The organism is Rhodanobacter sp. TND4EL1 (genome assembly GCF_054061035.1).
Window position 1 is genome coordinate 97,497 of sequence record NZ_JBSSDT010000003.1, and the last position, 22,521, is coordinate 120,017.

Sequence of the window (22,521 nt, forward strand, 5' to 3'; positions counted from 1 at the left end):
GCCGCGGAGACTGTAAGGAAAGGGTCAACGCTCGATTGTGGTGGTCTGGTCGGCGCGCTTCAATGGTTCGGGCGCTCCGGCCTGGCTGGCCAGCAGCTTTTTCCACAACCCGTCGAGTTCGGCAAGCAGCTGTGGCCCGGGGACACCGGCAGCCTGTTCGCGTGCCATCACCATCATGTCCACCGCTGGCAGCTGATGGCGCACACGCCGGAACGACTCGCGCAGCAATCGCTTGATCCGGTTGCGCTCGACCGCCCGCTTGGACACACGCTTGGATATCGCCAGGCCGAGCCGGGCATGACCCAGCTCGTTGTCGCGAAAACGCATATGAAAACAGCGGCCGCCTGCGCGTCCGCTGCTTGTCCGCAAGGCGGCGAAGTCACCCGGCCGACGTAACCGCGCATCGCGCGGCAGCCCGGCGGTGGACATGACGCCAGGCCCGATTACGGGATCAGGCGCTTGCGGCCCTTGGCGCGACGGGCGTTGATGATCTTGCGACCGTCGGCGGTGGCCATACGGGCACGGAAACCGTGCGTGCGAGCGCGCTTGAGCTTGCTGGGCTGGAAGGTCCGCTTCATGGCTTACTCCGAAGGGAATGTGGATAAAAAGGTTGGAAAGTATGGCGGCCTTTTGCCACGACTGTCAAATGCTTGCAGACCGCGACCTGTGGACAGGTATGTGGATATCTGGGCGGTCTGCCTGTGGAGGCAGCTGTTAGACTAGTCCATCACCCCGCGCAACAGCGCTTCAAAGCAGTGGTTGATTCATTCATGAGTGATCTGTGGCGGCGCTGCCTCGAGCGCCTGGAGGGCGATCTCAGCGCCGAAGACCTGCATACCTGGCTGATGCCGCTGCAGGCGCGCGATGATGCCAATGGCTTGCAACTGTTCGCGCCGAACTCTTACACCCTGGAGACGGTGCGCGGACGTTACCTGCCGCAGATCGAAGGTGTCCTGGCCCAGCTGGTCGGCAAACCCTGGCCCGTGCGGCTGGAAGTCGGCTCCAGTTCGATCCGGCCGGCGCCCGCCACCAAGCCCCCGACGCCGGTATCGCGTCCTGCAACGGCTCCCGCTCCGGCGCACCATCACAATCTGGACCCGCATTACACCTTCGAAACCTTTGTCGAAGGCAAATCCAACCAGCTGGGCAAGGCCGCGGCGATGCAGGTGGCGACCAATCCCGGACGCGCCTACAACCCGCTGCTCTTGTACGGCGGTACCGGACTGGGCAAGACCCATCTGATGCATGCGGCCGGCAACCTCATGCGCGAACACAATCCGGACTTCAAGGTGCTGTATCTGCGCTCGGAGCAGTTTGTCGGATCGATGATCGAGGCGCTGCGCGCCAAGAGCATGGATGAGTTCAAGCGGCGCTTCCGCTCAGTCGACGCCCTGTTGATCGACGACATCCAGTTCTTTGCCGGCAAGGACACCACGCAGGAAGAATTCTTCCACACTTTCAATGCGTTGTTTGAGTCCAAGCAGCAGATCATCCTCACCTGTGATCGCTATCCGAAGGAAGTGGACAAGCTCGAACCGCGGTTGAAATCGCGCCTGGGTTGGGGCCTGTCGGTGGCGATCGAGCCGCCGGATTTCGAAACCCGTGCCGCGATCCTGCTGGCCAAGGCGCACGAGAAGGGCGTGGCAGTGGACGAGAACGTGGCGATGCTGCTGGCCAAACGCATCCGTTCCAACGTGCGTGACCTCGAAGGCGCACTGAACACGCTGGCGGCGCGCGCCAATTTCTACGGCAAGCCAATTACCACCGACTTTGCCGAGGAAACCCTGCGCGACTTGCTGGCCACCCACGCGCAAGCGGTCACCATCCCGAACATCCAGAAGATCACCGCCGAATATTTCAATGTCCGGCTGCAGGATCTGCTGTCCAAGCGCCGCGTGCGATCGCTGGCACGGCCGCGCCAGATTGCCATGACCCTGTCCAAGGAACTCACCGAGCACAGTCTTCCGGAAATCGGCGAGGCGTTCGGGGGCCGGGACCACACCACCGTGATGCATGCGTGCAAGACGATTCGCAAGTTCATCGAGACGGACCCACGGATACGGCAGGACTGGGAACAATTGATCCGCACGTTGACTGGTTGACCCAAACCTGTGGGAAGTTATGGATAAATAGGCGCACAGGCTGTGGATAATGGGTGGATGAATGGGCCGCTGAAGTTATCCACATTTCACGCACCGGCAAACCACTCGCCAAAGCACAGCGTGAAAACTTGTCAAGTCATTGATTAAAAACATGTTTTCCGGTTTTTTGAGTTATGCACCGCACCAACAACAACCACTACTCTTCTTTTAAAGATAGAACAGCAGGTATAGGGGAAGCATAGACATGCAATTCAGCATCCAACGAGAAGCCCTGCTCAAACCGCTGCAACAGGTCGTTGGCGTCGTCGAACGACGTCAGACGCTACCGGTGCTGGCGAACCTGCTGGTCAAAGTGGGTGACGGAAAGGTGTCACTCACCGGCACCGATCTCGAAGTCGAGATGGTCGCCACCACGGACGCCGAGAAGCTGGCCGACGGTGAAATCACCATTCCAGCGCGCAAGCTGTTCGACATCGTGCGGGCGCTGCCCGACGGCGCGAGGATCGACCTGAAGTTGAATGGCGACCGCGTGGCACTGAATGCCGGACGCAGTCGGTTCACGCTCACGACCTTGCCCGCCAGCGAGTTTCCTACCGTTGACGAAATTGAATTGGTCGAGAAGGTCAGCCTTCCGGAAGAGGTTTTGCGGGATCTGATGGAGCGCACCGCATTCGCGATGGCGAACCAGGATGTCCGCTACTACCTCAACGGCATGCTGCTCGATTTGCAGGAACATACGTTGCGCTGTGTGGCCACCGACGGCCATCGTCTGGCGATGAAGGAAACCGAACTGCAGAGCTCGGTGAGCACTCGTCGACAGATCATCATTCCGCGCAAGGGTGTCAACGAGCTGGTGGGTCTGCTGGAAACCGGTGACGGCCAGGTGGAATTGGAGTTTGGCCGCAATCACCTGCGCGTACGCCGCGGCGAGGTGGTGTTCACCTCCAAACTGATTGACGGCCGCTTCCCCGACTACGAAGCGGTGATTCCGCTCGGCGCGGACAAGACCGCTACCCTGGATCGCGAAGTGCTGCGTGGCGCCCTGCAACGGGCGGCGATTCTTTCGAACGAGAAATATCGCGGCGTGCGGCTCGAGCTGTCGCCGGGCAAGTTGCGCATCGTCGCGCACAACCCCGAGCAGGAAGAAGCCGTCGAGGAAGTGGAGGCCGACACGCATGTGTCGGATCTGGCGGTCGGCTTCAACGTCAGTTATCTGCTGGATGCCTTGGCTGCCTTGCGCGGCGACCAGGCCCGTCTGAGCTTGCGGGATGCGCAGTCCAGTTGTCTGGTGCAGGAACACGACAACGAGCACGCCCGTCACGTCATCATGCCGCTGCGCCTCTGAAGTTCCACGCATGGTGGTGCCCACGGGTGGCAAGACGTCGAAACGCCGGAGTTGCCGTCAGGGACTCCGGCGTTCCTGTTTGAGGGAGGGTGCGCGTGAATATTGAGCAATTGCGCATCAGCGGTCTTCGCTGCTTCAGTGAAGTCAGCGTTGCGCTCGACCCGGCAATCAATGTGTTCGTGGGGGCCAACGGCGCGGGCAAGACCAGTGTGCTGGAAGCAGTGTTCCTGTTGTCTCACGGGCGTTCGTTTCGCCAGGGGGCCAAGGACGCCTTGCTGCAGCGGGGCGCGACCGGCTTGTCGATCTTCGCGGAGTTGCGCCATGCGGATGCGCGCCTCGCCCGCCTTGGACTGGGCCGGGCAGGCCCGCGTTGGGAGGCGCGGGTGGATGGAACCAACGTGCCCTTGGGCGAGCTGGTTCAGGAGTGCGCAGTGGTGTGCTTCGATCCCGGCTCCCATGCGCTCATCTCCGGCGGGGCGGAGGAACGTCGCCGCTACTTTGATTGGGGTGTGTTCCACGTGGAACACCAATTTCTTGGAGCCTGGCGGCGCTACCAGCGGGCTCTGAAGCAACGGAACAGCCTGCTTCGAAGTCATGCGGTTGTCACCGACGCGCTGTTCCTCCCATGGGAGCAGGAATTGGCTCAAACGGCACATCAGATCGATCTTCTGCGTCAGTCCTATTTGCAGCTGCTCCGCCCCAAGCTCAGCGAAAGCGCCGGAGGCCTGCTGGGTGAGCTGGGCGCTCTGGAATTGCGCTATCGACGCGGTTGGGCAGAGGATCAGGATCTTGCCACGCAACTCCGCGATCACCGCAACCGGGACATCGCGCGGGGGCACACCACGTTGGGCGCCCATCGCGCGGACTGGACCATCGTTTTTGAACGGGCGCCACTGCGCGAACATCTCTCGCGGGGGCAGGGCAAGCTGGCGGCGCTCGCATGCATGCTGGCGCAAGCGGAGCTTTATGCCGAACACCATGGCGACTGGCCCGTGGTCTGTCTGGACGATCTCGCATCCGAACTGGATCATGCGCACCAGCAGGCAGTGATCGCGCAACTGAGCCGGGCAAGAGCACAGATTCTGCTGACCGGTACCGAGCTGCCTGCAGCGATGGAGGCGACGACCGCGCAAGTGTTCCACGTGGAACAAGGGAAACTGTCCCGCCTGCTATAATCGCAAGGTTGCATCTCCCACGGATTGCATAACCCTGTCCGGCCTTTCACGGCGCCGTGTCGGGCGGGTAGCTGGCGCCAGGAAACGGTCAAAGCATGAACGAATCCATGAACGAATCGCACTACGACTCAAGCAACATCAAGGTCCTCAAAGGACTGGAGGCGGTGCGCAAGCGCCCGGGCATGTACATCGGCGACACCGATGACGGTACCGGTCTGCATCACATGGTGTTCGAGGTCGTCGACAACGCGATCGATGAGGCCTTGGCGGGTTACTGCGACAAGGTCGTGGTCAGCATTCTGGAAGACGGTTCGGTCAGCGTCAGCGACAACGGCCGCGGCATCCCGGTGGATACCCATCCCGAAGAAGGACGCTCCACCGCCGAAGTGGTGATGACCGTCCTGCACGCGGGCGGCAAGTTCGACGCCAACTCGTACAAGGTTTCCGGCGGTTTGCATGGCGTGGGCGTGTCGGTGGTGAACGCGTTGAGCGAGCACCTGTGGCTGACGATCTACCGAGATGGCTTCGAGCATCTGCAGGAATACGCGCACGGCGAGCCGCTATACCCGCTGAAGGTGATCGGCCCCTCCGACAAGCGCGGCACCCTGGTGCGTTTCCTGCCCAGCCCGGCCACGTTCACCAATAACATCGATTTCCATTACGACATCCTCGCCAAGCGGCTGCGCGAACTGGCCTTCCTCAATTCGGGCGTCAACATCGAGCTGAGGGACGAGCGCGGTGAAGGTCGCCAGGACATCTTTGCCTACGAAGGCGGCATCCGCTCGTTCGTGCAATATCTGGCACAGCTCAAGATCCCGCTGCACCCGAACGTGATCAGCCTGACCGCGGAGCAGGACGGCATCGTGGTCGAGGTGGCCGTGCAATGGACCGACTCCTACCAGGAGACGATGTTCTGCTTCACCAACAACATTCCCCAGCGTGACGGCGGCACTCACTTGACCGGCTTCCGTGCCGCGCTGACCCGTTCGCTGCAGAGCTACATCGAAAAATCCGGCCTGGCCAAGAACGCCAAGGTCGGCACGCTGTCCGGCGACGACATGCGCGAAGGCATGATCGCCGTGCTCTCGGTGAAGGTGCCCGACCCGAAGTTCTCCTCGCAGACCAAGGACAAGCTGGTCTCGTCCGAGGTCAAGACGGTGGTGGAGCAGGTCGTCAACGAAAAGCTCGGCGAATTCCTGCTGGAGCATCCGAACGAAGCCAAGGCGATCGCCTCCAAGGTGGTCGACGCCGCCCGGGCCCGCGAAGCCGCGCGCAAGGCGCGCGAGATGACCCGCCGCAAGGGCGCGCTGGACATCGCCGGTCTGCCGGGCAAGCTGGCCGACTGCCAGGAGAAGGACCCGGCGCTGTGCGAACTGTTTCTGGTCGAGGGTGACTCCGCCGGTGGCTCCGCGAAGCAGGGCCGCAACCGCAAGACCCAGGCCGTGCTGCCGCTGAAGGGCAAGATCCTCAACGTCGAGAAGGCGCGTTTCGACCGCATGCTGGCCTCGGCCGAGGTCGGCACCCTGATCACCGCGCTCGGTACCGGCATCGGCAAGGACGAATACAACCCGGACAAGCTGCGTTATCACCGCATCATCCTGATGACCGACGCGGACGTCGACGGCTCGCATATCCGCACCCTGCTGCTGACCTTCTTCTACCGCCAGATGCCCGAGCTGATCGAGCGCGGCCACATCTACATCGGCCTGCCGCCGCTGTACAAGGTGAAGCAGGGCAAGCAGGAGTTGTACATCAAGGACGACACGGCGCTGAATGATTACCTGATCTCCAGCGCGGTGGACAACGCCTCACTCACCTACAGCCCGGATGCTCCGCCGATCACCGGCGAAGCGCTGGAGAAGTTGCTGCGTGGCTACCAGCATGCGCTGGACCAGATCGCCAAGTTGTCGCACCGTTTCGATGGTGCAGTGCTGAATGCGTTGCTCGAACATCCGCCGATGCATGCCGACCTGTGGACCGACGAAACCGCGATGAAGAACTGGCTCGATGGTGCCGCTGGTCGGTTGGCTGCCAGCGGGCTGGGCAAGCCGCATTACCGCATGTCGTTGCGTCCGGCGCAGGACGAACAGGCGGCGGCGATCGAGGTGGTCAAGGAACAGCACGGCCTGAGCCATACTTGGCTGTTGCCGCAACCATTCTTCACCAGCAACGAATACCGGCCGATCCTCGCCATCAGTCAACAGATCGCCGGCATGATCCAGCCGGACGCAGTAGCCCGTCGCGGCAACGCATCGCGTGGCGTGCTGAGCTTCCTGGAAGCACGCAACTGGCTGCTCGATGAAGCCAAGAAAGGCCGCAGCATCCAGCGGTTCAAGGGTCTGGGCGAAATGAATCCCGAGCAACTGTGGGATACCACCGTCAACCCGGAAACCCGCCGCATGCTGCAGGTCGGCATCGAGGATGCGATTGCCGCAGACCAGATGTTCTCGATGCTGATGGGCGAGGCGGTCGAACCGCGTCGCGACTTCATCGAGGCCAATGCCCTGAAGGTGGCGAACCTGGACATCTGACCATTCGCGTCAGTATGTGGGGAGTTTGTCCAAGCAATTGATTTTAAACGAACTTGGATGCGGCACTGCAACTTGTTATCCGTTGCCGTGTCGCGCTAATCTCCATGGTTCCCCCGCGTCACTCAAACGATACGCGCCGACGAATGAGGAACAACATGAAGCATGTCCGTGGATTGACGATGCTGGCGAGTGCGACGCTGCTGCTCGGTCTTGCCAGCAGTCCGGCGATGGCGCGCAAGCATGAAGACGCCGCCAAGAAGGAAGTGCTTTATCCGAACGCGACCCGCGTTGCGCCCAAGCTTGATCTGACCAGCGAAAAGGACCAGAAGAACCTCAACGAGGGTCTGGACGCGGTCAACGCCGGTGACAAGGCCAAGGCCCAGCAACTGCTTCAGCCCATCATCGATGGCAGCAAGAGCAAGTACGCGCAGGCGCTGGCGCTCCAGGGACTGGCCAACCTCGCCTACAACGATGGCGACGTCAAGGGCGCGACCAGCCTGTTGCAGCGTTCGCTTGCCATCGGCGTCATGCCGAACGACACCTACTTCCAGCTCGAGTACATGCTCGCCCAGTTCCAGCTGGCCGGCGAGCAGTACCAGGCCTCGCTGGACACCGTGGCGAAGTGGCGCGCTGAAGGCAAGAAGGAAACCGCCGACTCCTATGCGTTGGAGGGCAACGCCTATTACCGTCTGGCCAAGTACCCCGAGGCGATTGCCGCCATCACCAAGGCCAAGTCGCTGAGCACCAAGCCGGAGCCGAGCTGGGACCAGATCCTGATGGCCAGCTATGCGGAATCCGGCCAGGATGACAAGGCGGCCGCGCTGGCGACCAACCAGCTGAACTCCAATCCCGACGATCCCAACGCGCTGAACAACGCCGTGGCCGTGCTGATGCAGGCCCACAAGTATCCGGAAGCCATCCAGTTGATGGAGAAGGCGCGGACGGCAGGCACGCTGACCAAGGAATCGCACTATGTGAACCTGGCCAAGCTTTACCTGATCACCGGTCAGGAAAGCGACAATCCGGCACCGAATGCGACGAAGGCCACGCAGGTGCTCGAGGAAGGCATCAGCAAGGGAGTCGTCAAGCCGAGTGCGGAAAGCTACATGCTGCTGGGCCAGGCGGCCGAGATCGGCAACAACGTCGACAAGGCGATCGGTTACTACGACAAGGCCCAGCCGCTGGCGACTGACGGCGAACCTGCCTTGCGCGCCGGGCGACTGATGCTCAGCGAGAACAAGTACAAGCAGGCCAAGACCCTCGTTCAAAGCGCCATCGACAAGGGCGTCAAGCACAAGGGCACGGCCTACATGGTTCTGGCAGAAAGCGAGCGTGGCTTGAAGAACAAGCCCGCAGCGATCACCGCCATGAAGAAGGCGGCGCAGGACCCCGAGACTGCAGCGAAGGCCAAGGCATGGCTGCAAAAGGCCGGTGCCGGCTGAGTGAGAGAGGTACATGGCCTGGTCGTTGGAAAGATGACTCAACATCCGCCCAGCGACGCTATACAAAAGTCATGTGCTGTTGTACCGTTGAAACCTTCCCCTGCGTCTCCCCAGTGGCAAGTTCTCTCCGGATCCGTTCATGTATCAGACGGTTTCGGGCCAAGCCCTGCGGCAACGTTCTCTTCCGATTGATCAGCTTCAGATAGTGACAGATGGCCTCAAGTAACGAAGAAATCGGGCGCGAGCCGTTTAGTTGGAAGCGCACCTGGGCATTGGCAGTGGCCATTGGGCTGCATGCGTTTGCGTTCCTGTTGATTGTGGCGCCCATGGCGCCGCCGCATCAGGATCACAAAGAAAAAGAACGCATTGTCCAGGTGAACTTCATCGAACCGCCGCCGCCACCACCGCCGCCGCCGCCGCCGCCGCCGGAGCCGCCGAAGCAGCCACCGCCGAAGATCATTCAGCAGGTCAAGCCGCCACCGACTCCGCCGCCGCCGACCCCGCCACCACCCGTGGAAGAAGTTTCGGCTAACGCGACCCCGGCACCACCACCGGCACCGCCAGCACCACCGGCACCGCCTTCGGACATCACGGCAAGCTCGGACCTCAGTTACAACAGTCGTCTGCAGCCGAAGTATCCACCGCAGGCGGTTCGCCAGCGGCATGAAGGTACGGTGATCTTGATGATCCTGGTGGGTGTGGATGGTTCGCCGAAGGACATCAAGATCGACAAGTCCAGCGGTTATCACGAACTTGACCGTGCGGCGATGGATGCAGCACGTCGTTGGCGCTTCAATCCAACGATTCGAAATGGACAAAAAGTTGAGGGCTACGCCCGCGTTCCCGTCAACTTCAATCTCAGCCAGCTGTAACCGGGTCGCCCCGGTTTACAGTTACAGTTCACGCTTGACTTCCCTAGGGTAGCGTTATGTTCCTACAGACTCCTGCAACGACCGATGCCGCACAGGCCATGGGTGGCAATACCAACGCCGAAGCCATGAAACAGATGGGTTTCGACAACCTGATCCAGAACTTCGACTGGCTTGGCTGGGTCGTGTTCGTGACCCTGGTCGTGATGTCGTTCCTGTCGTGGTACTTCATCATTGCCAACGGCATCCGCAACGCGACTGTTCGTTCCCGCGCCGACAAGGTCATCGACGGTTTCTGGGGTAACGGTTCCACCCAGGACGCGATTCGCGAACTCGAAGCGCAGCCGCGCAGCGAGCCGTTCTCGAAGATCGCCCTGGACGCCGCCTCGGCGGTTGCCCATCACCAGCAGGCCACAGCCGCTGCCGGCACCACCGGTCGTCTGGCCGAGTCGCTGAGCCGGTCGGAATTCATCGATCGTGCACTGCGCCAGGCCGTGGCTCGCGAGAGCCTGCGTCTGGAAGGCGGCATGACCCTGCTCGCCACCGTCGGCTCCGCTGCACCGTTCGTCGGTCTGCTCGGTACCGTGTGGGGCATCTACCACGCACTGATCCGCATCGCTGCTTCGGGCAACGCCTCGATGAACGCAGTGGCCGGCCCGGTCGGTGAGGCGCTGATCATGACCGCGTTCGGTCTGTTCGCCGCTATCCCCGCCCTGTTCGCCTACAACTTCTTCAGCCGCTCGAACCGCCTGACCTACGCCCGCTTCGACGAATTCGCACACGACCTGCACGATTTCTTCGCTACCGGTTCGCGCGTCGAAAGCTCGAAGTGAGGGATTGACCCATGGCGATGAGCACTGGAGGCAATTCCGGCGGTCCGATGTCGGAAATCAATGTCACGCCGCTGGTCGACGTGATGCTGGTTCTGCTGATCATCTTCATGATCACGGCGCCGCTGATGTCGCACTCCATCACGATTGACCTGCCGACGGCCAATCCGAAGACCAAGGAACCGGAGATGGTGGTTCCGCCACTGGATCTGGCGGTCAAGCAGGATGGCAGCATGTACCTCAATGATCATCAGGTCACCGAGGCCGAGTTGCGGTCACAGCTGGCGGTCAATGCCCAGAAGTCGCCCCAGCCGGAGCTGCAGATCCGCGCGGACAAGAACACCGAGTTCAAGATCGTGAAGAAGGTCATCGGTGACGCGAAGGATTCGGGCATGGTGCATGTCGCCTTCATGACCACTGACGCGCCGAAGGGGTGATCTGAGATGTCTTTCAGTACCAATACAAGTGGTCCGATGTCGGAGATCAACGTCACGCCGCTGGTCGACGTGATGCTGGTTCTCCTGATCATCTTCATGATCACGGCGCCGGTGCTGGCGCACAAGATCCAGGTGGATCTGCCGCAGCCGAACCCGAACCAGACTCCACCCTCCAATCCACTCGATCCGATTCATCTGAAGATCGATCAGGCCGGTTCGCTTTACTGGAACGACACCCCGGTCGACGAGCTGGGGCTGAAAGCGCAGCTGGCGGTGATCGCCCAGCAGAGCAATCAGCCGGAGATCCAGATCGCCGCGGCGGACGGTGTGGCCTACGAGCATGTGGCACGCGTGCTGGCGGATGCGAAGAGCTACAACCTGGTCAAGATCGGTTTTACCGAAAACTTCTGATCAGGGCTGCCCCGGCAACACGAATCAACAAAAACCCCCGCCTGGTGCGGGGGTTTTTGTTGGCGCGCGTCGTGGCGAAAAGCGTGGCGACCGAGGACCTAGCGCAGGATCTGCAGATAGTTTCGCACGGTGGTGGCCAACCCTTCATACAACGCCTCGCCAATGAGCGCGTGTCCGATGGAGACTTCGGCCAGCCCGGGGATTGCGGCACGGAAGGTACCGAGGTTGGCCTGACTGAGGTCGTGTCCTGCATTGACGGCGAGTCCCGCCTGTTGCGCACGTCTTGCCGTGTCGACGCAGGCCGCCAGCACCGCGGCGGGCTGCCCGTCGGCAAAAGCCTGGGCGTAAGGGCCTGTATAGATCTCGATGCGCTGCACCCCGATCACCGCGGCCAGATCGAAGTCCTGGCTGCCGGCATCGACGAACAGGCTGACCCGGCAGCCGAGGTCGCACAGTTCGCCCACCAGCGGCCGCAGCTGCGCAATGTCGCGACGCAGGTCAAAGCCGTGATCGGAAGTGATCTGGCCATCGCCATCCGGTACCAGGGTAACCTGGGTGGGGCGCACCTGGCGCGCCAGTTCGATCAGCCCCGGGTAGTCGCCTCGCGCATCGGCAAACGGATTGCCTTCGATGTTGTACTCCACGCGCCCGCGCAGCATCGCGGCGAGTGCGCGAACGTCGTCGGGGCGCACATGCCGCTGGTCGGGTCGCGGATGAACGGTGATGCCGCCGCAACCGGCCTCGATGCAGGTTTGCGCGGCGCGACAGATATCCGGTTCATCGCCGCCCCGCGAATTCCGCAGCACGGCGATCTTGTTGAGGTTGACGCTGAGCAGAGTCATGACTTTGTGGCAATCCGCACGGGATGGAGAGTTTGGGCCAGCGACATCAAGGCATGCCATGACGAACGGGATGACCTGGCTGGACCGGAAACAGTGCGCCGATCACGCGCCGCTGGCAAGCGTGCCGAGGCGAATCCGGCGCTCGTCACCGCGCCAGGCGATCGCCCCTACCAGGCCGGAATCCAGTTCCAGTCGCCGCAGCTGCCAGGCGTCGACCTGCTCGCCATGCAGGCGCAGCAATCGCAGTTGTCCGATATCGCGGGCCACGCTGAAGCGATCCAGTCCGAATGCAATGCCGCGGCCCAGCGCCTTCACCACCGCTTCCTTGGCCGTCCACAGTTCCAGGAAGGCCATGCTCCGCTCGGGTGGGGGCAGCGCCGCCAGCGCCGCAGCCTCATCGGCGCTGAAAAACCGCTGGGCAAGCTCCAGTGCGCGGTCACGCGGACGCACGCGTTCAAGATCAATGCCCGGCATCAGGTTCCTGCCCACCGCCACCACCGCGTGGTCGCCGCTGTGCGACCAGTTGAAACCGAGTGACTGGTCGTGCCCGCTCGCCAGCGCAGGGCGGCCATGCTCGCCGTCGATCAGCACCACCTGCCTGGCGTCGATGCCGAGATAGGCGCCCAGCACTCCACGCAGCGGAACCCGGCCCGTCGATCGCTGGTAGGCCAGACGCCATACATGAATCTCGTCATCGCACAGGGCCTCTGCTACGTTGGCTGGCACAAGTTCGGGCGTGGCGATCATTCGAGCATGGTGCCGCCGGGTTCGCCTGGACACAAGCACGCGAGCCGCTGCGTCGCGCCATCGATTTGTCACGCCGGGAGAACAGGGCTTGATCCAGGGCTGGTTGCTCTTGCTGGTGTCGTTGCTCTATGTCGGCCTGCTGTTCGTGGTGGCCTACATGGGCGACCGCCGGCCGCTGTATCCGCGGCAGCCGCGGCTGCGGCCGATCGTGTACAGCCTGGCGCTGGCCGTGTATTGCTCGTCGTGGACGTTTTACGGCGCCGTCGGCACGGCGGCCAGAGACGGTCTGGCCTATCTGCCGATCTATCTGGGCCCGATTCTGCTCTTTGTCTTCGGCTTCGGACTGCTGCGCCGACTGGTCCAGATCGTCCGACAGCGCAACATCACCTCGATTGCCGACTTCATTGGCGCGCGCTTCGGCAAGTCGCACGGTCTGGCCGCGCTGGTTGCGGTGATTGCCGTGATTGCAGTGGTGCCGTACATCGCCCTGCAGTTCAAGGCCGTGGCGATGTCGTATGGCGTGCTCGGCGGTGCCGCGTTTGGCGCGGTCAAGGCCGGCGGCATCGACAGCGCGATGTGGTGCGCCGCGTTGCTGGCCCTGTTCGCGATCCTGTTCGGCACGCGCAGCATCGACGCCACCGAGCACCATCACGGCCTGATGCTGGCGATCGCGCTGGAGTCGCTGATCAAGCTGTTCGCCTTCATGGCGCTGGCCGGCTATGCATTGTGGAAGGGTCCGGGCCTGCTTTCCAGTTTGCAACCTCCGCTGGAACAGTTGGACAACGGGTTCTCGCCGGGTTTCCTGGCGCAGACCATGCTGGCCTTCTGTGCGATGTTCTGCCTGCCCCGCCAGTTCCAGATCGGCATGGTGGAATGCGAGGACGCCGGTGACCTCGCACGGGCCCGCTGGATGGTGCCGTTGTATCTGGTTGTCATCAGCGTCGCGGTGTTGCCGATCGTGGCGGCTGGCCGTCACATGCCGCTGGTGCGCGATGGCTCCGCCGATGCGTGGGTGCTGACGCTGCCGATGGCTCATGGCGATCGGGGCATGGCGCTGCTGGCGTTCGTCGGTGGATTCTCGGCGGCGACCGGCATGGTCATCGTGGCGGCGGTGGCGTTGTCGACCATGATCAGCAATGACCTGGTGATGCCGGCATTGCTGCGCATCCGGCGGCTTCGGCTGGAGCATCGCAGCGACTTGTCGCAGCTGGTGCTGGCGGTGCGCCGGGTCGCGATCATCCTGCTGGCGGCGATGGCCTACGCCTACTATAGGGTGGCCGCGAACGCCGAGAATCTGGCCGCCACCGGTTTGCTGGCGTTTGCCGCGGTGGCGCAGTTCGCGCCCGCGCTGATCGCCGCGATGTACTGGCGCGGCGCCAGTCGGCGCGGCGTGGTGACGGGGCTGGCGGGCGGCTTTGCGGTGTGGTTCTACACGCTGTTGCTGCCGGCGCTGATTCGTTCCGACCAGTGGCTGCAGCACGGCCCGTTTGGCTGGGACTGGCTGCGGCCGCAGGCGTTGTTTCATCTCAGCGGTTGGGAACCGGTGATGCATGGCACGTTCTGGTCGCTGCTGGTCAACGTGGGTTGCCTGGTATTCGTCTCGTTGCGCTTCCGGCCCAGCCTGGAAGAACGGTTGCACGCGGCGATGTTCATGGACGCCGATCCGGCGAGCCGCGGCGGCTCCGGTGACTGGCGCGGCCGCGTCGTGGTTGCCGACTTGCGCACCATCGCCGAGCGCATCGTCGGCGAGCGCAGCAGTGCGCGTGCCTTTGACGAGTACGGCCTGCGGCATGGCAAGCCCTTGCTGCCGCATGCCGCGGCGGACCGCGCGCTCATCCAGTACACCGAGCGCCTGCTCGCCTCGGCCGTCGGTGCGGCGAATGCGCGGCGCATCCTGATCAGCGCGCTGTCGGGCAGTGGCCTCGACGTGGCCGAATCGATGGCCTTGCTGGACGAGGCCTCGCAGGAGCTGCGCTTCAATCGGGAACTGTTGTCCACCACGCTCGAAAACGTTTCGCAGGGCATCAGCGTGGTCGATGCGAACATGCGGCTGGTCGCGTGGAATCGGCGTTACCTGGAGTTGTTCGACTATCCCGACGGGATGGTCCACGTCGGTGTGCCGGTGGCCGAACTGATCCGCTGGAACGCCGAGCTGGGCGAGTGCGGTCCGGGCGAGGTGGACGGCCACGTCGCCAAGCGCATCGACTACATGCGCGCCGGTTCCTCGCATCTGTTCCAGCGCATCCGGCCGGATGGCACGGTGATCGAAATGCGCGGCCGCGCGCTGCCTGGCGGTGGTTACGTCACCACGTATACCGACGTCACCGCCTACAAGCATGCCGAGCAGGCGCTGATGGAGGCGAACGAGACGCTGGAGCTGCGCGTGGAACAGCGCACGGCCGAGTTGTCCGAAGCGCTGGTGGCCACCGCCCAGGCGCGCCGTGCCGCCGAGGCGGCGAATATCTCCAAGACGCGTTTCCTCGCCGCCGCCAGCCATGACCTGTTGCAGCCGCTGAATGCGGCACGTCTGTTCACCTCGGCATTGCGCCAGCATCCCGGGCTGGATGCGGAAGCCGGCCAACTGGCCGAACGCATCGACGCCTCGTTCCGCGCGGCGGAAGATCTGCTCGATACCCTGCTGGACACCTCGCGCCTGGACACTGGCGGGTATCACCCCGAAGTGTCGGGTTTCGCGCTGGCCGACCTGTTCGATTCGCTGAAGGCCCAGTTCGCGGTGGTCGCCGAACAGCGCGGACTGCGCCTGCGGGTGGTGCCGACCCGGCTTGCCGTGCGCAGCGACCCGCAACTGTTGCGGCGGATCCTGCAGAATTTCCTCTCCAACGCATTGCGCTACACGCGCCACGGCGGCGTGCTGCTGGGTGCGCGACGCTTGGGCACCGAAGTGCGCATCGAAGTGTGGGATTCGGGCCCGGGCATCGCGGCCGAGCAGCGCGGCCGCATCTTCGACGAGTTCCAGCGACTGGAGCAGCCATCCCCGTGGGGCGAGAAAGGTCTGGGTCTGGGTCTGTCGATCTGCGACCGGCTGGCCGGCATTCTCGGTCATCGACTCGACCTGAGTTCCCGCGTGCAGCACGGCAGCTGTTTCGCGGTGACGGTACCGCGCAACGAGACAGTACCGGTGCGTCGGCCGCGCGTGGCGCGCAGCGGGCCGACGACGCAACTGCCGCTCACCGTATTGTGTCTGGACAACGACGAGTCGATCCTTGACGGCATGCGTGCGCTGCTCAGCCGCTGGGGCATCGACTGCCGCACGGCGGTCGACGTGGCCCAGGCACGTATCGAACTGGCCGGTGGCGCGATCGACCTGATCCTGGCCGACTATCATCTGGCCGACGACGTCGACGGCTTGCAGGCGCTGCAGCAATTGCGCGACTCGGTCGGCAGGTTGCCGCCGGCGGCGATCATCACCGCCGATGGCAGCAGCGAATTGAAGCAACGTGCGCGGGCATTGGGCTATCCGCTGCTGCACAAGCCGGTGAAGCCGGCCGCGCTTCGGGCGCTGCTGGCCGCGCCGCTGCGCAACCAGGATGCCCCTCGCAGCTAGGCGGCTCAGCGCGGCAGGCTGGAACTGCCCATCAGGTATTCGTCCACCGCACGGGCGCACTGGCGTCCTTCGCGAATCGCCCAGACCACCAGCGATTGGCCCCGCCGCATGTCGCCGGCGGCGAACACCTTGTCAACGCTGGTGCGGTAGCAACCTTCGCCGTCGGTGCCGGCGCGGGCATTGCCGCGTGCATCCTTCGCCACGCCGAACGCGTCCAGCACGTGCTGCAGCGGCGACACGAAGCCCATCGCCAGCAGCACCAGTCCGGCGAGTATCTCGAATTCGCTGCCGGGGACTTCGGCCATGCGGCCGTCCTGCCAGGCCACGCGCACGGCGGTGAGGCTGCGCACGTTGCCCTCGCCGTCGTCATTGAAACATTTGGTGGCGACCGCCCAGTCGCGCTGACAGCCTTCCTCGTGCGAGCTGGAAGTGCGCAGGCGCAGCGGCCAGTACGGCCACACCAGCGGCCTGTTCTCCTGCGCCGGCGGTTGCGGCAGCAACTCGAACTGCGTCACCGACGCGGCACCATGGCGGTTCGAGGTACCCACGCAATCCGAACCGGTGTCGCCGCCACCGATCACCACCACGTTCTTCGCGGTGGCCAGGATCTGCCGGTCCAGGCGGTCGCCCGCGACCACCTTGTTCTGCAGCGGCAGGAAGTCCATCGCGAAATGCACGCCGTTGAGTTCGCGGCCCGGTACCGGCAGATCGCGTGGTGCTTCGGCGCCACCGGCGATCACTACCGCGTCGTAGTCCTGCTGCAGTTGCTCGGGCGTGATGGTCTGGACGGCTCCGACCGATCCCGCATTGGCGTCGCCGACAAAGACGCCGGCGCGAAACTGCACGCCCTCGCCGCGCAGTTGCTCGACGCGCCGGTCGATCAGCGCCTTGTCCAGCTTGAAGTCCGGGATGCCATAGCGCAGCAGGCCGCCGATGCGGTCGTTCTTCTCGAACACCGTGACCGCGTGACCGGCGCGTGCCAGCTGCTGCGCGGCGGACAGTCCGGCCGGGCCGGAGCCGACGATCGCGACGGATTTGCCGGTCGGCCGCTCAGCCGGCTGCGCCGTCACCCAGCCTTCCTCCCAGCCCTTGTCGATGATCTTGTGCTCGATCGACTTGATGCCTACCGCGTCGCCATTGATGTTCAGCGTGCAGGCCGCCTCGCAAGGCGCCGGGCAGATGCGTCCGGTGAATTCCGGAAAGTTGTTGGTCGAGTGCAATACCTCGAGTGCGCGCTTCCAGTCCTGTCGATACACCAGCTCGTTGAAGTCCGGGATGATGTTGTTGACCGGGCAGCCGTTGTGGCAGAACGGGATGCCGCAATCCATGCAGCGCGCCGCCTGGGTCACCGCGCTGTCGTCGGCGAGATGACGGGTGAACTCGCGCCAGTGCTGCTTGCGCTGCGCGGGCGCTTCGCTGGTTTCGCTCAGCCGCGGATACTCGAGAAAGCCGGTGATCTTGCCCATCGGTGGAGTCTCCTGGCGTCAGGCCGTGGCTTTCGCGGTGGATGCGGTGGCGGGCGCGTGGCTCGACTCGTCCAGCGCGCGGCGGTATTCGTGCGGCATCACTTTCACGAAGCGGCCGCGCGCGCTCTGCCAGTCATGCAGAATGTCCTTGGCGCGGAAGCTGCCGGTGTAGCGGAAGTGCGCCTCGATCAACTGCCGCAGGATCGCTTCGTCGGTCACGCGAGGGCCACCGCGCACGCTGGCATGCCATTGATGTGGCGGCACGCGAACCTCCTGCTCCACCGCCGACAGCACCGGTTCCAGCGCCACCATCGCCAGGTTGCACTTGCGTTCGAACGTGCCGTGCGGGTCGTACACGTAGGCCACGCCGCCGGACATGCCGGCAGCGAAGTTGCGTCCGGTGTCGCCGAGCACCACCACGGTGCCGCCGGTCATGTATTCGCAGCCGTGATCGCCGACCCCCTCGACCACCGCGCTGGCGCCGGAGTTGCGCACGGCGAAGCGTTCGCCGGCGACGCCATTGAAATGTGCCTCGCCTTCGGTGGCGCCGTACAGCACGGTGTTGCCGGCGATGATGTGTTCCGGTCCGAAGCCGTGGAAGTCGTTCGGCGAGCGCACGATGATGCGGCCTCCGGACAAGCCCTTGCCGACGTAATCGTTGCCTTCGCCGACCAGGTCCAGGGTGATGCCGCGCGCCAGGAAGGCACCGAAGCTCTGTCCGGCGACGCCGCTCAGCTGCACGTGGATGGTGTCGTCGGGCAGGCCGGCGTGACCGTAACGGCGCGCCACTTCGCCCGACAGCATGGTGCCCACCGTGCGGTTCACGTTGCGCACGGTCAGCATGAAGCTGGTCTTCTCGCCCTGTTCCAGCGCCGCACGGGACTTCTCGATCAGCACGTGATCCAGCGCCTTGCCGCCCTTCTCCAACCCGTGGTCCTGCGTGGCCACGTGGCGCCGGGCGACCTCGGCGGGCACCTCGGGGCGATGGAACACGCGCGAGAAATCCAGCCCACGCGCCTTCCAGTGCGCGATGCCCTGGCGCACGTCGAGCAGATCGGCGCGACCGACCAGATCGTCGAACTTGCGAATGCCCAGCTGCGCCATGATCTGGCGCGCCTCCTCGGCGACGAAGAAGAAGAAGTTGACGACGTGCTCGGGCTTGCCGGCGAATTTTCGGCGCAGCACCGGATCCTGCGTGGCCACGCCGACCGGGCAGGTGTTGAGGTGGCATTTGCGCATCATGATGCAGCCCTCCACCACCAGCGGGGCGGTGGCGAAGCCGAACTCGTCGGCGCCGAGCAGGGCGCCAATCACCACGTCGCGACCGGTTTTCATCTGGCCGTCCGCCTGCACGCGGATGCGACCGCGCAGGTGATTCAGCACCAGTGTTTGTTGCGTTTCGGCCAGGCCCAGTTCCCACGGCGTGCCGGCGTGCTTGATCGACGACCACGGCGAGGCACCGGTGCCGCCATCGTGGCCGGCGATCACCACATGGTCGGCCTTGGACTTGGCCACACCGGCGGCCACCGTGCCCACGCCCACCTCGGAGACCAGCTTCACCGAGATCGATGCCAGCGGGTTGCAGTTCTTCAGGTCGTGGATCAGCTGGGCCAGATCCTCGATGGAATAAATGTCGTGATGCGGCGGCGGCGAGATCAGCCCGACGCCGGGCACCGAGAAGCGAAGCCGCGCGATGTACTCGGACACCTTGTGACCGGGCAGCTGGCCGCCCTCGCCCGGCTTGGCACCCTGCGACACCTTGATCTGGATCTGGTCGGCGGAGACCAGATACGCGGCAGTGACGCCGAAGCGGCCGGAGGCAACCTGCTTGATGCGTGAGCGCAGCGAGTCGCCGGCTTCCAGCGGAATGTCACTTTCGATGTTCTGCTCACCGATGACGCTGGCCAGGGTGTCGCCGGGCTTGATCGCGATGCCGCGCATCTCGTTGCGATAGCGCGCCTCGTCCTCGCCGCCTTCGCCGGTATTGGATTTGCCGCCGATCCGGTTCATCGCCACCGCCAATGTGGCGTGCGCTTCGGTGGAAATCGAGCCCAGCGACATCGCGCCGGTGGCGAAGCGCTTGACGATTTCCTTCGCCGGTTCCACTTCCTCGATCGGAATGGCCGCCGCTGCGTCGAGGCGGAATTCGAACAGGCCGCGCAGCGTCATGTGGCGCCGGGTCTGGTCGTTGATGAGCTGCGCGTATTCCTTGTAGGTGCCCGGATTGTTGGAACGGGTGGCGTGCTGCAGCTTGGCGATCGAATCCGGCGTCCACATGTGCTCGTCGCCGCGCGTGCGCCAGGCATAGTCGCCGCCGACATCGAGCGCGTCGGCCAGCACCGGGTCATCGCCATAGGCTGCCGCGTGCTGGCGCAGCGCTTCCTCGGCCACCTCGAACAGGCCGATGCCCTCGATGTTCGAAGTGGTGCCGTTGAAATAGCTGTCGATCAATTCGCGGCTGAGGCCGACCGCCTCGAAGATCTGCGCGCCGGTATAGGACATGTAGGTAGAGATGCCCATCTTGGACATCACCTTCTGCAGGCCCTTGTCGATCGCCTTGATGTAATGGTGGATCGACTTGGCCGGCGTGATCCCGCCCGGGCTGGCGGCGAATTGCTGCGCCAGCACTTCCATCGCCAGGTAGGGATGGATCGCCTCGGCGCCGTAGCCGGCAAGCAGGGCGAAGTGGTGCACTTCGCGCGCCGAGCCGGTCTCCACCACCAGTCCGGTGCTGGTGCGCAGACCGCGGCTGACCAGGTGCTGATGCACGGCCGAGGTGGCCAGCAGGGCCGGAATGGCGACCCGCTCGCGATCGGCGCGGCGATCGGAGACCACCAGGATGTTGTGGCCCTGGCGGATCTCGTCGACGGCCTGGGCACACAGTGACGCCAGCCGCGCCTCGATGCCCTGCTTGCCCCACGTCGCGGGATAGGTGATGTCCAGTTCGAAGCTGCGGAACTTGCCCTTGGAGTAGCGGCCGATCTTGCGGATCTTCGCCATCTCGGCGAAATCCAGGATCGGCTGCGACACTTCCAGTCGCAGCGGCGGGTTGATGTTGTTGATGTCCAGCAGGTTCGGCTTGGGTCCGATGAAGGACACCAGCGACATCACCAGCTGCTCGCGAATCGGATCGATCGACGGGTTGGTGACCTGGGCGAACAGCTGGCGAAAATAGTTGTACAGCGACTTGTCGCGATCGGACAGCACCGCCAGGGGCGAGTCGTTGCCCATCGCGCCGATCGCCTCCTGGCCTTCCAGCGCCATCGGCAGCAGCTGGAACTTCAGGTCTTCCTGGGTGTAGCCGAACGCCTGTTGGCGATCGAGCAGGTCATCGCCCAGGCGTGCTTCGGCACGCGGTTCGGGCAATGCGTCCAGCTTGATCCGGATGTGTTCGATCCACTGCTTGTACGGCTTGGCGTTGGCCAGCTGGTCCTTCAGCTCCTGGTCGTCGATGATCCGGCCGGCTTCCATGTCGATCAGCAGCATCTTGCCCGGCTGCAACCGCCACTTCTTGACGATGCGCGATTCGGCCACCGGCAGCACGCCGGCCTCGGAGGCCAGGATCACCAGATCGTCGTCGGTGATGATGTAGCGCGCCGGGCGCAGGCCGTTGCGGTCGAGCGTGGCGCCGACCTGGCGGCCGTCGGTGAAGGTGATCGCGGCCGGTCCGTCCCATGGCTCCATCATCGCGGCGTGGTATTCGTAGAACGCGCGATGGTTGTCGTCCATCAGGGTGTGCCGTTCCCACGCCTCGGGGATCATCATCATCATCGCGTGCGACAGCGGATAGCCGGCCATCGTCAGCAGTTCGAGGCAGTTGTCGAACGAGGCGGTGTCGGACTGGCCGGGGTAGATCAGCGGCCACAGCTTGGCCAAGTCATCGCCGAGCACCGGCGAGGAGATCGCGCCGGTGCGCGCATTGATCCAGTTGACGTTGCCCTTGACCGTGTTGATCTCGCCGTTGTGCGCGATCATCCGATACGGATGGGCCAGCTCCCACGCCGGGAAGGTGTTGGTGGAAAAGCGCTGGTGCACCATCGCCAGCGCCGACACGGTGCGTGGATCAGCCAGGTCGAGGTAGTACTGACCGACCTGGTCGGCCAGCAGCAGACCCTTGTAGACCACGGTGCGCGTCGACATCGACGGCACGAAATATTCCTTGCCGTACTTCAGGCCGAGCGCGCGGATCGCATGGCTGGAGGTCTTGCGGATCACGTACAGCTTGCGCTCCAGCGCGTCGGGCACCATCACGTCCGGGCCGCGACCGATGAAGATCTGGCGGATCACCGGCTCGCGCCCGCGCACGGTGGGCGACATCGGCATGGTCGCGTCGATCCCTACATCACGCCAGCCCAGCACCAGTTGGCCCTCGGCCAGCACGGCGCGTTCAAGTTCCTGTTCGCAGGCCAGCCGGGAGGCCTGTTCGCGCGGCAGGAAGATCATGCCGACGCCGTATTCGCCCGGTGGTGGCAGCACCACATCTTGCGCTGCCATCTCCTCACGATAGAACTGGTCGGGAAGCTGAATCAGGATGCCGGCGCCATCGCCCATCAGCGCATCGGCGCCGACCGCGCCACGATGATCGAGGTTGCGCAGAATCAGCAGACCCTGCTCAATGATCGCGTGGCTTTTCCGACCCTTGATATGGGCGACAAAGCCCACGCCACAGGCGTCATGTTCGTTGCGCGGATCATAAAGACCCTGGGCCTGCGGCTGATCCATTGACTCCCCTCCACGGGAATGGCTGCCTTTCGACTAT

At 63.9% G+C, this 22,521-nt stretch carries 16 protein-coding genes; 10 read left to right on the forward strand and 6 right to left on the reverse strand.

The annotated features are described in order from the left end of the window. Positions 1-24: 24 nt before the first annotated feature. Positions 25-429, reverse strand: a complete 405-nt coding sequence (gene rnpA / locus ACVWWQ_RS12265; RefSeq protein WP_133949077.1) for a ribonuclease P protein component — start codon at positions 427-429, stop codon at positions 25-27. A 14-nt stretch (positions 430-443) separates the two neighbouring features. Beyond that, a complete protein-coding gene (gene rpmH, locus ACVWWQ_RS12270; RefSeq protein ID WP_007082494.1) occupies positions 444-578 on the reverse strand; it encodes a 50S ribosomal protein L34 in 135 nt (44 codons plus the stop codon). Positions 579-770: 192 nt separating this feature from the next. On the opposite strand from rpmH, the gene dnaA reads away from it, so the two are divergent. The 9 genes from dnaA (at position 771) to ACVWWQ_RS12315 (ending at position 11,142) form a co-directional block, all read left to right on the forward strand. Then, positions 771-2,102: a chromosomal replication initiator protein DnaA gene (dnaA, locus tag ACVWWQ_RS12275; RefSeq protein ID WP_099653275.1), complete on the forward strand. Its 1,332-nt coding sequence runs from the start codon at positions 771-773 to the stop codon at positions 2,100-2,102. A 244-nt stretch (positions 2,103-2,346) separates the two neighbouring features. Next, the gene (gene dnaN, locus ACVWWQ_RS12280; RefSeq protein WP_099653274.1) at positions 2,347-3,447 is read left to right on the forward strand and encodes a DNA polymerase III subunit beta; all 1,101 of its coding nucleotides are present in this window, start codon (positions 2,347-2,349) and stop codon (positions 3,445-3,447) included. 95 nt (positions 3,448-3,542) lie between these two features. Beyond that, positions 3,543-4,622, forward strand: coding sequence for a DNA replication/repair protein RecF (gene recF, locus ACVWWQ_RS12285; RefSeq protein WP_133949075.1), 1,080 nt, complete (start codon positions 3,543-3,545; stop codon positions 4,620-4,622). 95 nt (positions 4,623-4,717) lie between these two features. Next, positions 4,718-7,153: a DNA topoisomerase (ATP-hydrolyzing) subunit B gene (gene gyrB, locus ACVWWQ_RS12290; RefSeq protein ID WP_099653273.1), complete on the forward strand. Its 2,436-nt coding sequence runs from the start codon at positions 4,718-4,720 to the stop codon at positions 7,151-7,153. 155 nt (positions 7,154-7,308) lie between these two features. Continuing rightward, entirely contained in the window at positions 7,309-8,595 is a 1,287-nt protein-coding gene (locus tag ACVWWQ_RS12295; RefSeq protein ID WP_457383418.1) for a tetratricopeptide repeat protein, read from the forward strand. A gap of 212 nt (positions 8,596-8,807) precedes the next feature. Then, positions 8,808-9,467: an energy transducer TonB gene (locus tag ACVWWQ_RS12300; RefSeq protein WP_099653271.1), complete on the forward strand. Its 660-nt coding sequence runs from the start codon at positions 8,808-8,810 to the stop codon at positions 9,465-9,467. A gap of 98 nt (positions 9,468-9,565) precedes the next feature. Further along, complete coding sequence (locus ACVWWQ_RS12305; RefSeq protein WP_099653270.1) at positions 9,566-10,297, forward strand: MotA/TolQ/ExbB proton channel family protein; 732 nt, start codon at positions 9,566-9,568, stop codon at positions 10,295-10,297. A gap of 11 nt (positions 10,298-10,308) precedes the next feature. Next, on the forward strand, positions 10,309-10,731 hold the full coding sequence (locus tag ACVWWQ_RS12310) for an ExbD/TolR family protein (protein ID WP_099653269.1): 423 nt from the start codon (positions 10,309-10,311) through the stop codon (positions 10,729-10,731). Between the two features lie 6 nt (positions 10,732-10,737). After that, positions 10,738-11,142 (forward strand): ExbD/TolR family protein, encoded by a 405-nt coding sequence (locus ACVWWQ_RS12315; protein WP_099653268.1) that lies wholly within the window; start codon positions 10,738-10,740, stop codon positions 11,140-11,142. 98 nt (positions 11,143-11,240) lie between these two features. Here the strand turns inward: ACVWWQ_RS12315 and ACVWWQ_RS12320 are convergent, their stop codons facing one another. After that, positions 11,241-11,984, reverse strand: coding sequence for a pyridoxine 5'-phosphate synthase (locus tag ACVWWQ_RS12320; RefSeq protein ID WP_099653267.1), 744 nt, complete (start codon positions 11,982-11,984; stop codon positions 11,241-11,243). Positions 11,985-12,086: 102 nt separating this feature from the next. Then, complete coding sequence (locus ACVWWQ_RS12325; protein WP_133949073.1) at positions 12,087-12,731, reverse strand: 4'-phosphopantetheinyl transferase superfamily protein; 645 nt, start codon at positions 12,729-12,731, stop codon at positions 12,087-12,089. An 88-nt stretch (positions 12,732-12,819) separates the two neighbouring features. On the opposite strand from ACVWWQ_RS12325, the gene ACVWWQ_RS12330 reads away from it, so the two are divergent. After that, on the forward strand, positions 12,820-16,296 hold the full coding sequence (locus ACVWWQ_RS12330; RefSeq protein ID WP_208321584.1) for a hybrid sensor histidine kinase/response regulator: 3,477 nt from the start codon (positions 12,820-12,822) through the stop codon (positions 16,294-16,296). Between the two features lie 5 nt (positions 16,297-16,301). On the opposite strand, the gene ACVWWQ_RS12335 is transcribed toward ACVWWQ_RS12330, so the two are convergent. Beyond that, the gene (locus ACVWWQ_RS12335; RefSeq protein WP_133949071.1) at positions 16,302-17,762 is read right to left on the reverse strand and encodes a glutamate synthase subunit beta; all 1,461 of its coding nucleotides are present in this window, start codon (positions 17,760-17,762) and stop codon (positions 16,302-16,304) included. Positions 17,763-17,780: 18 nt separating this feature from the next. Beyond that, positions 17,781-22,484, reverse strand: coding sequence for a glutamate synthase-related protein (locus ACVWWQ_RS12340; protein ID WP_133949069.1), 4,704 nt, complete (start codon positions 22,482-22,484; stop codon positions 17,781-17,783). Positions 22,485-22,521 lie beyond the last annotated feature (37 nt).

Excerpts from the sequence above, each read along its gene's own strand:
- rnpA (WP_133949077.1), bottom strand. The coding sequence starts at position 429 with ATGTCCACCGCCGGGCTGCCGCGCGATGCGCGGTTACGTCGGCCGGGT.
- rpmH (WP_007082494.1), bottom strand. The coding sequence starts at position 578 with ATGAAGCGGACCTTCCAGCCCAGCAAGCTCAAGCGCGCTCGCACGCAC.
- dnaA (WP_099653275.1), top strand. The coding sequence starts at position 771 with ATGAGTGATCTGTGGCGGCGCTGCCTCGAGCGCCTGGAGGGCGATCTC.
- dnaN (WP_099653274.1), top strand. The coding sequence starts at position 2,347 with ATGCAATTCAGCATCCAACGAGAAGCCCTGCTCAAACCGCTGCAACAG.
- gyrB (WP_099653273.1), top strand. The coding sequence starts at position 4,718 with ATGAACGAATCCATGAACGAATCGCACTACGACTCAAGCAACATCAAG.
- ACVWWQ_RS12295 (WP_457383418.1), top strand. The coding sequence starts at position 7,309 with ATGAAGCATGTCCGTGGATTGACGATGCTGGCGAGTGCGACGCTGCTG.
- ACVWWQ_RS12300 (WP_099653271.1), top strand. The coding sequence starts at position 8,808 with ATGGCCTCAAGTAACGAAGAAATCGGGCGCGAGCCGTTTAGTTGGAAG.
- ACVWWQ_RS12305 (WP_099653270.1), top strand. The coding sequence starts at position 9,566 with ATGGGTGGCAATACCAACGCCGAAGCCATGAAACAGATGGGTTTCGAC.
- ACVWWQ_RS12310 (WP_099653269.1), top strand. The coding sequence starts at position 10,309 with ATGGCGATGAGCACTGGAGGCAATTCCGGCGGTCCGATGTCGGAAATC.
- ACVWWQ_RS12315 (WP_099653268.1), top strand. The coding sequence starts at position 10,738 with ATGTCTTTCAGTACCAATACAAGTGGTCCGATGTCGGAGATCAACGTC.
- ACVWWQ_RS12320 (WP_099653267.1), bottom strand. The coding sequence starts at position 11,984 with ATGACTCTGCTCAGCGTCAACCTCAACAAGATCGCCGTGCTGCGGAAT.
- ACVWWQ_RS12325 (WP_133949073.1), bottom strand. The coding sequence starts at position 12,731 with ATGATCGCCACGCCCGAACTTGTGCCAGCCAACGTAGCAGAGGCCCTG.
- ACVWWQ_RS12335 (WP_133949071.1), bottom strand. The coding sequence starts at position 17,762 with ATGGGCAAGATCACCGGCTTTCTCGAGTATCCGCGGCTGAGCGAAACC.
- ACVWWQ_RS12340 (WP_133949069.1), bottom strand. The coding sequence starts at position 22,484 with ATGGATCAGCCGCAGGCCCAGGGTCTTTATGATCCGCGCAACGAACAT.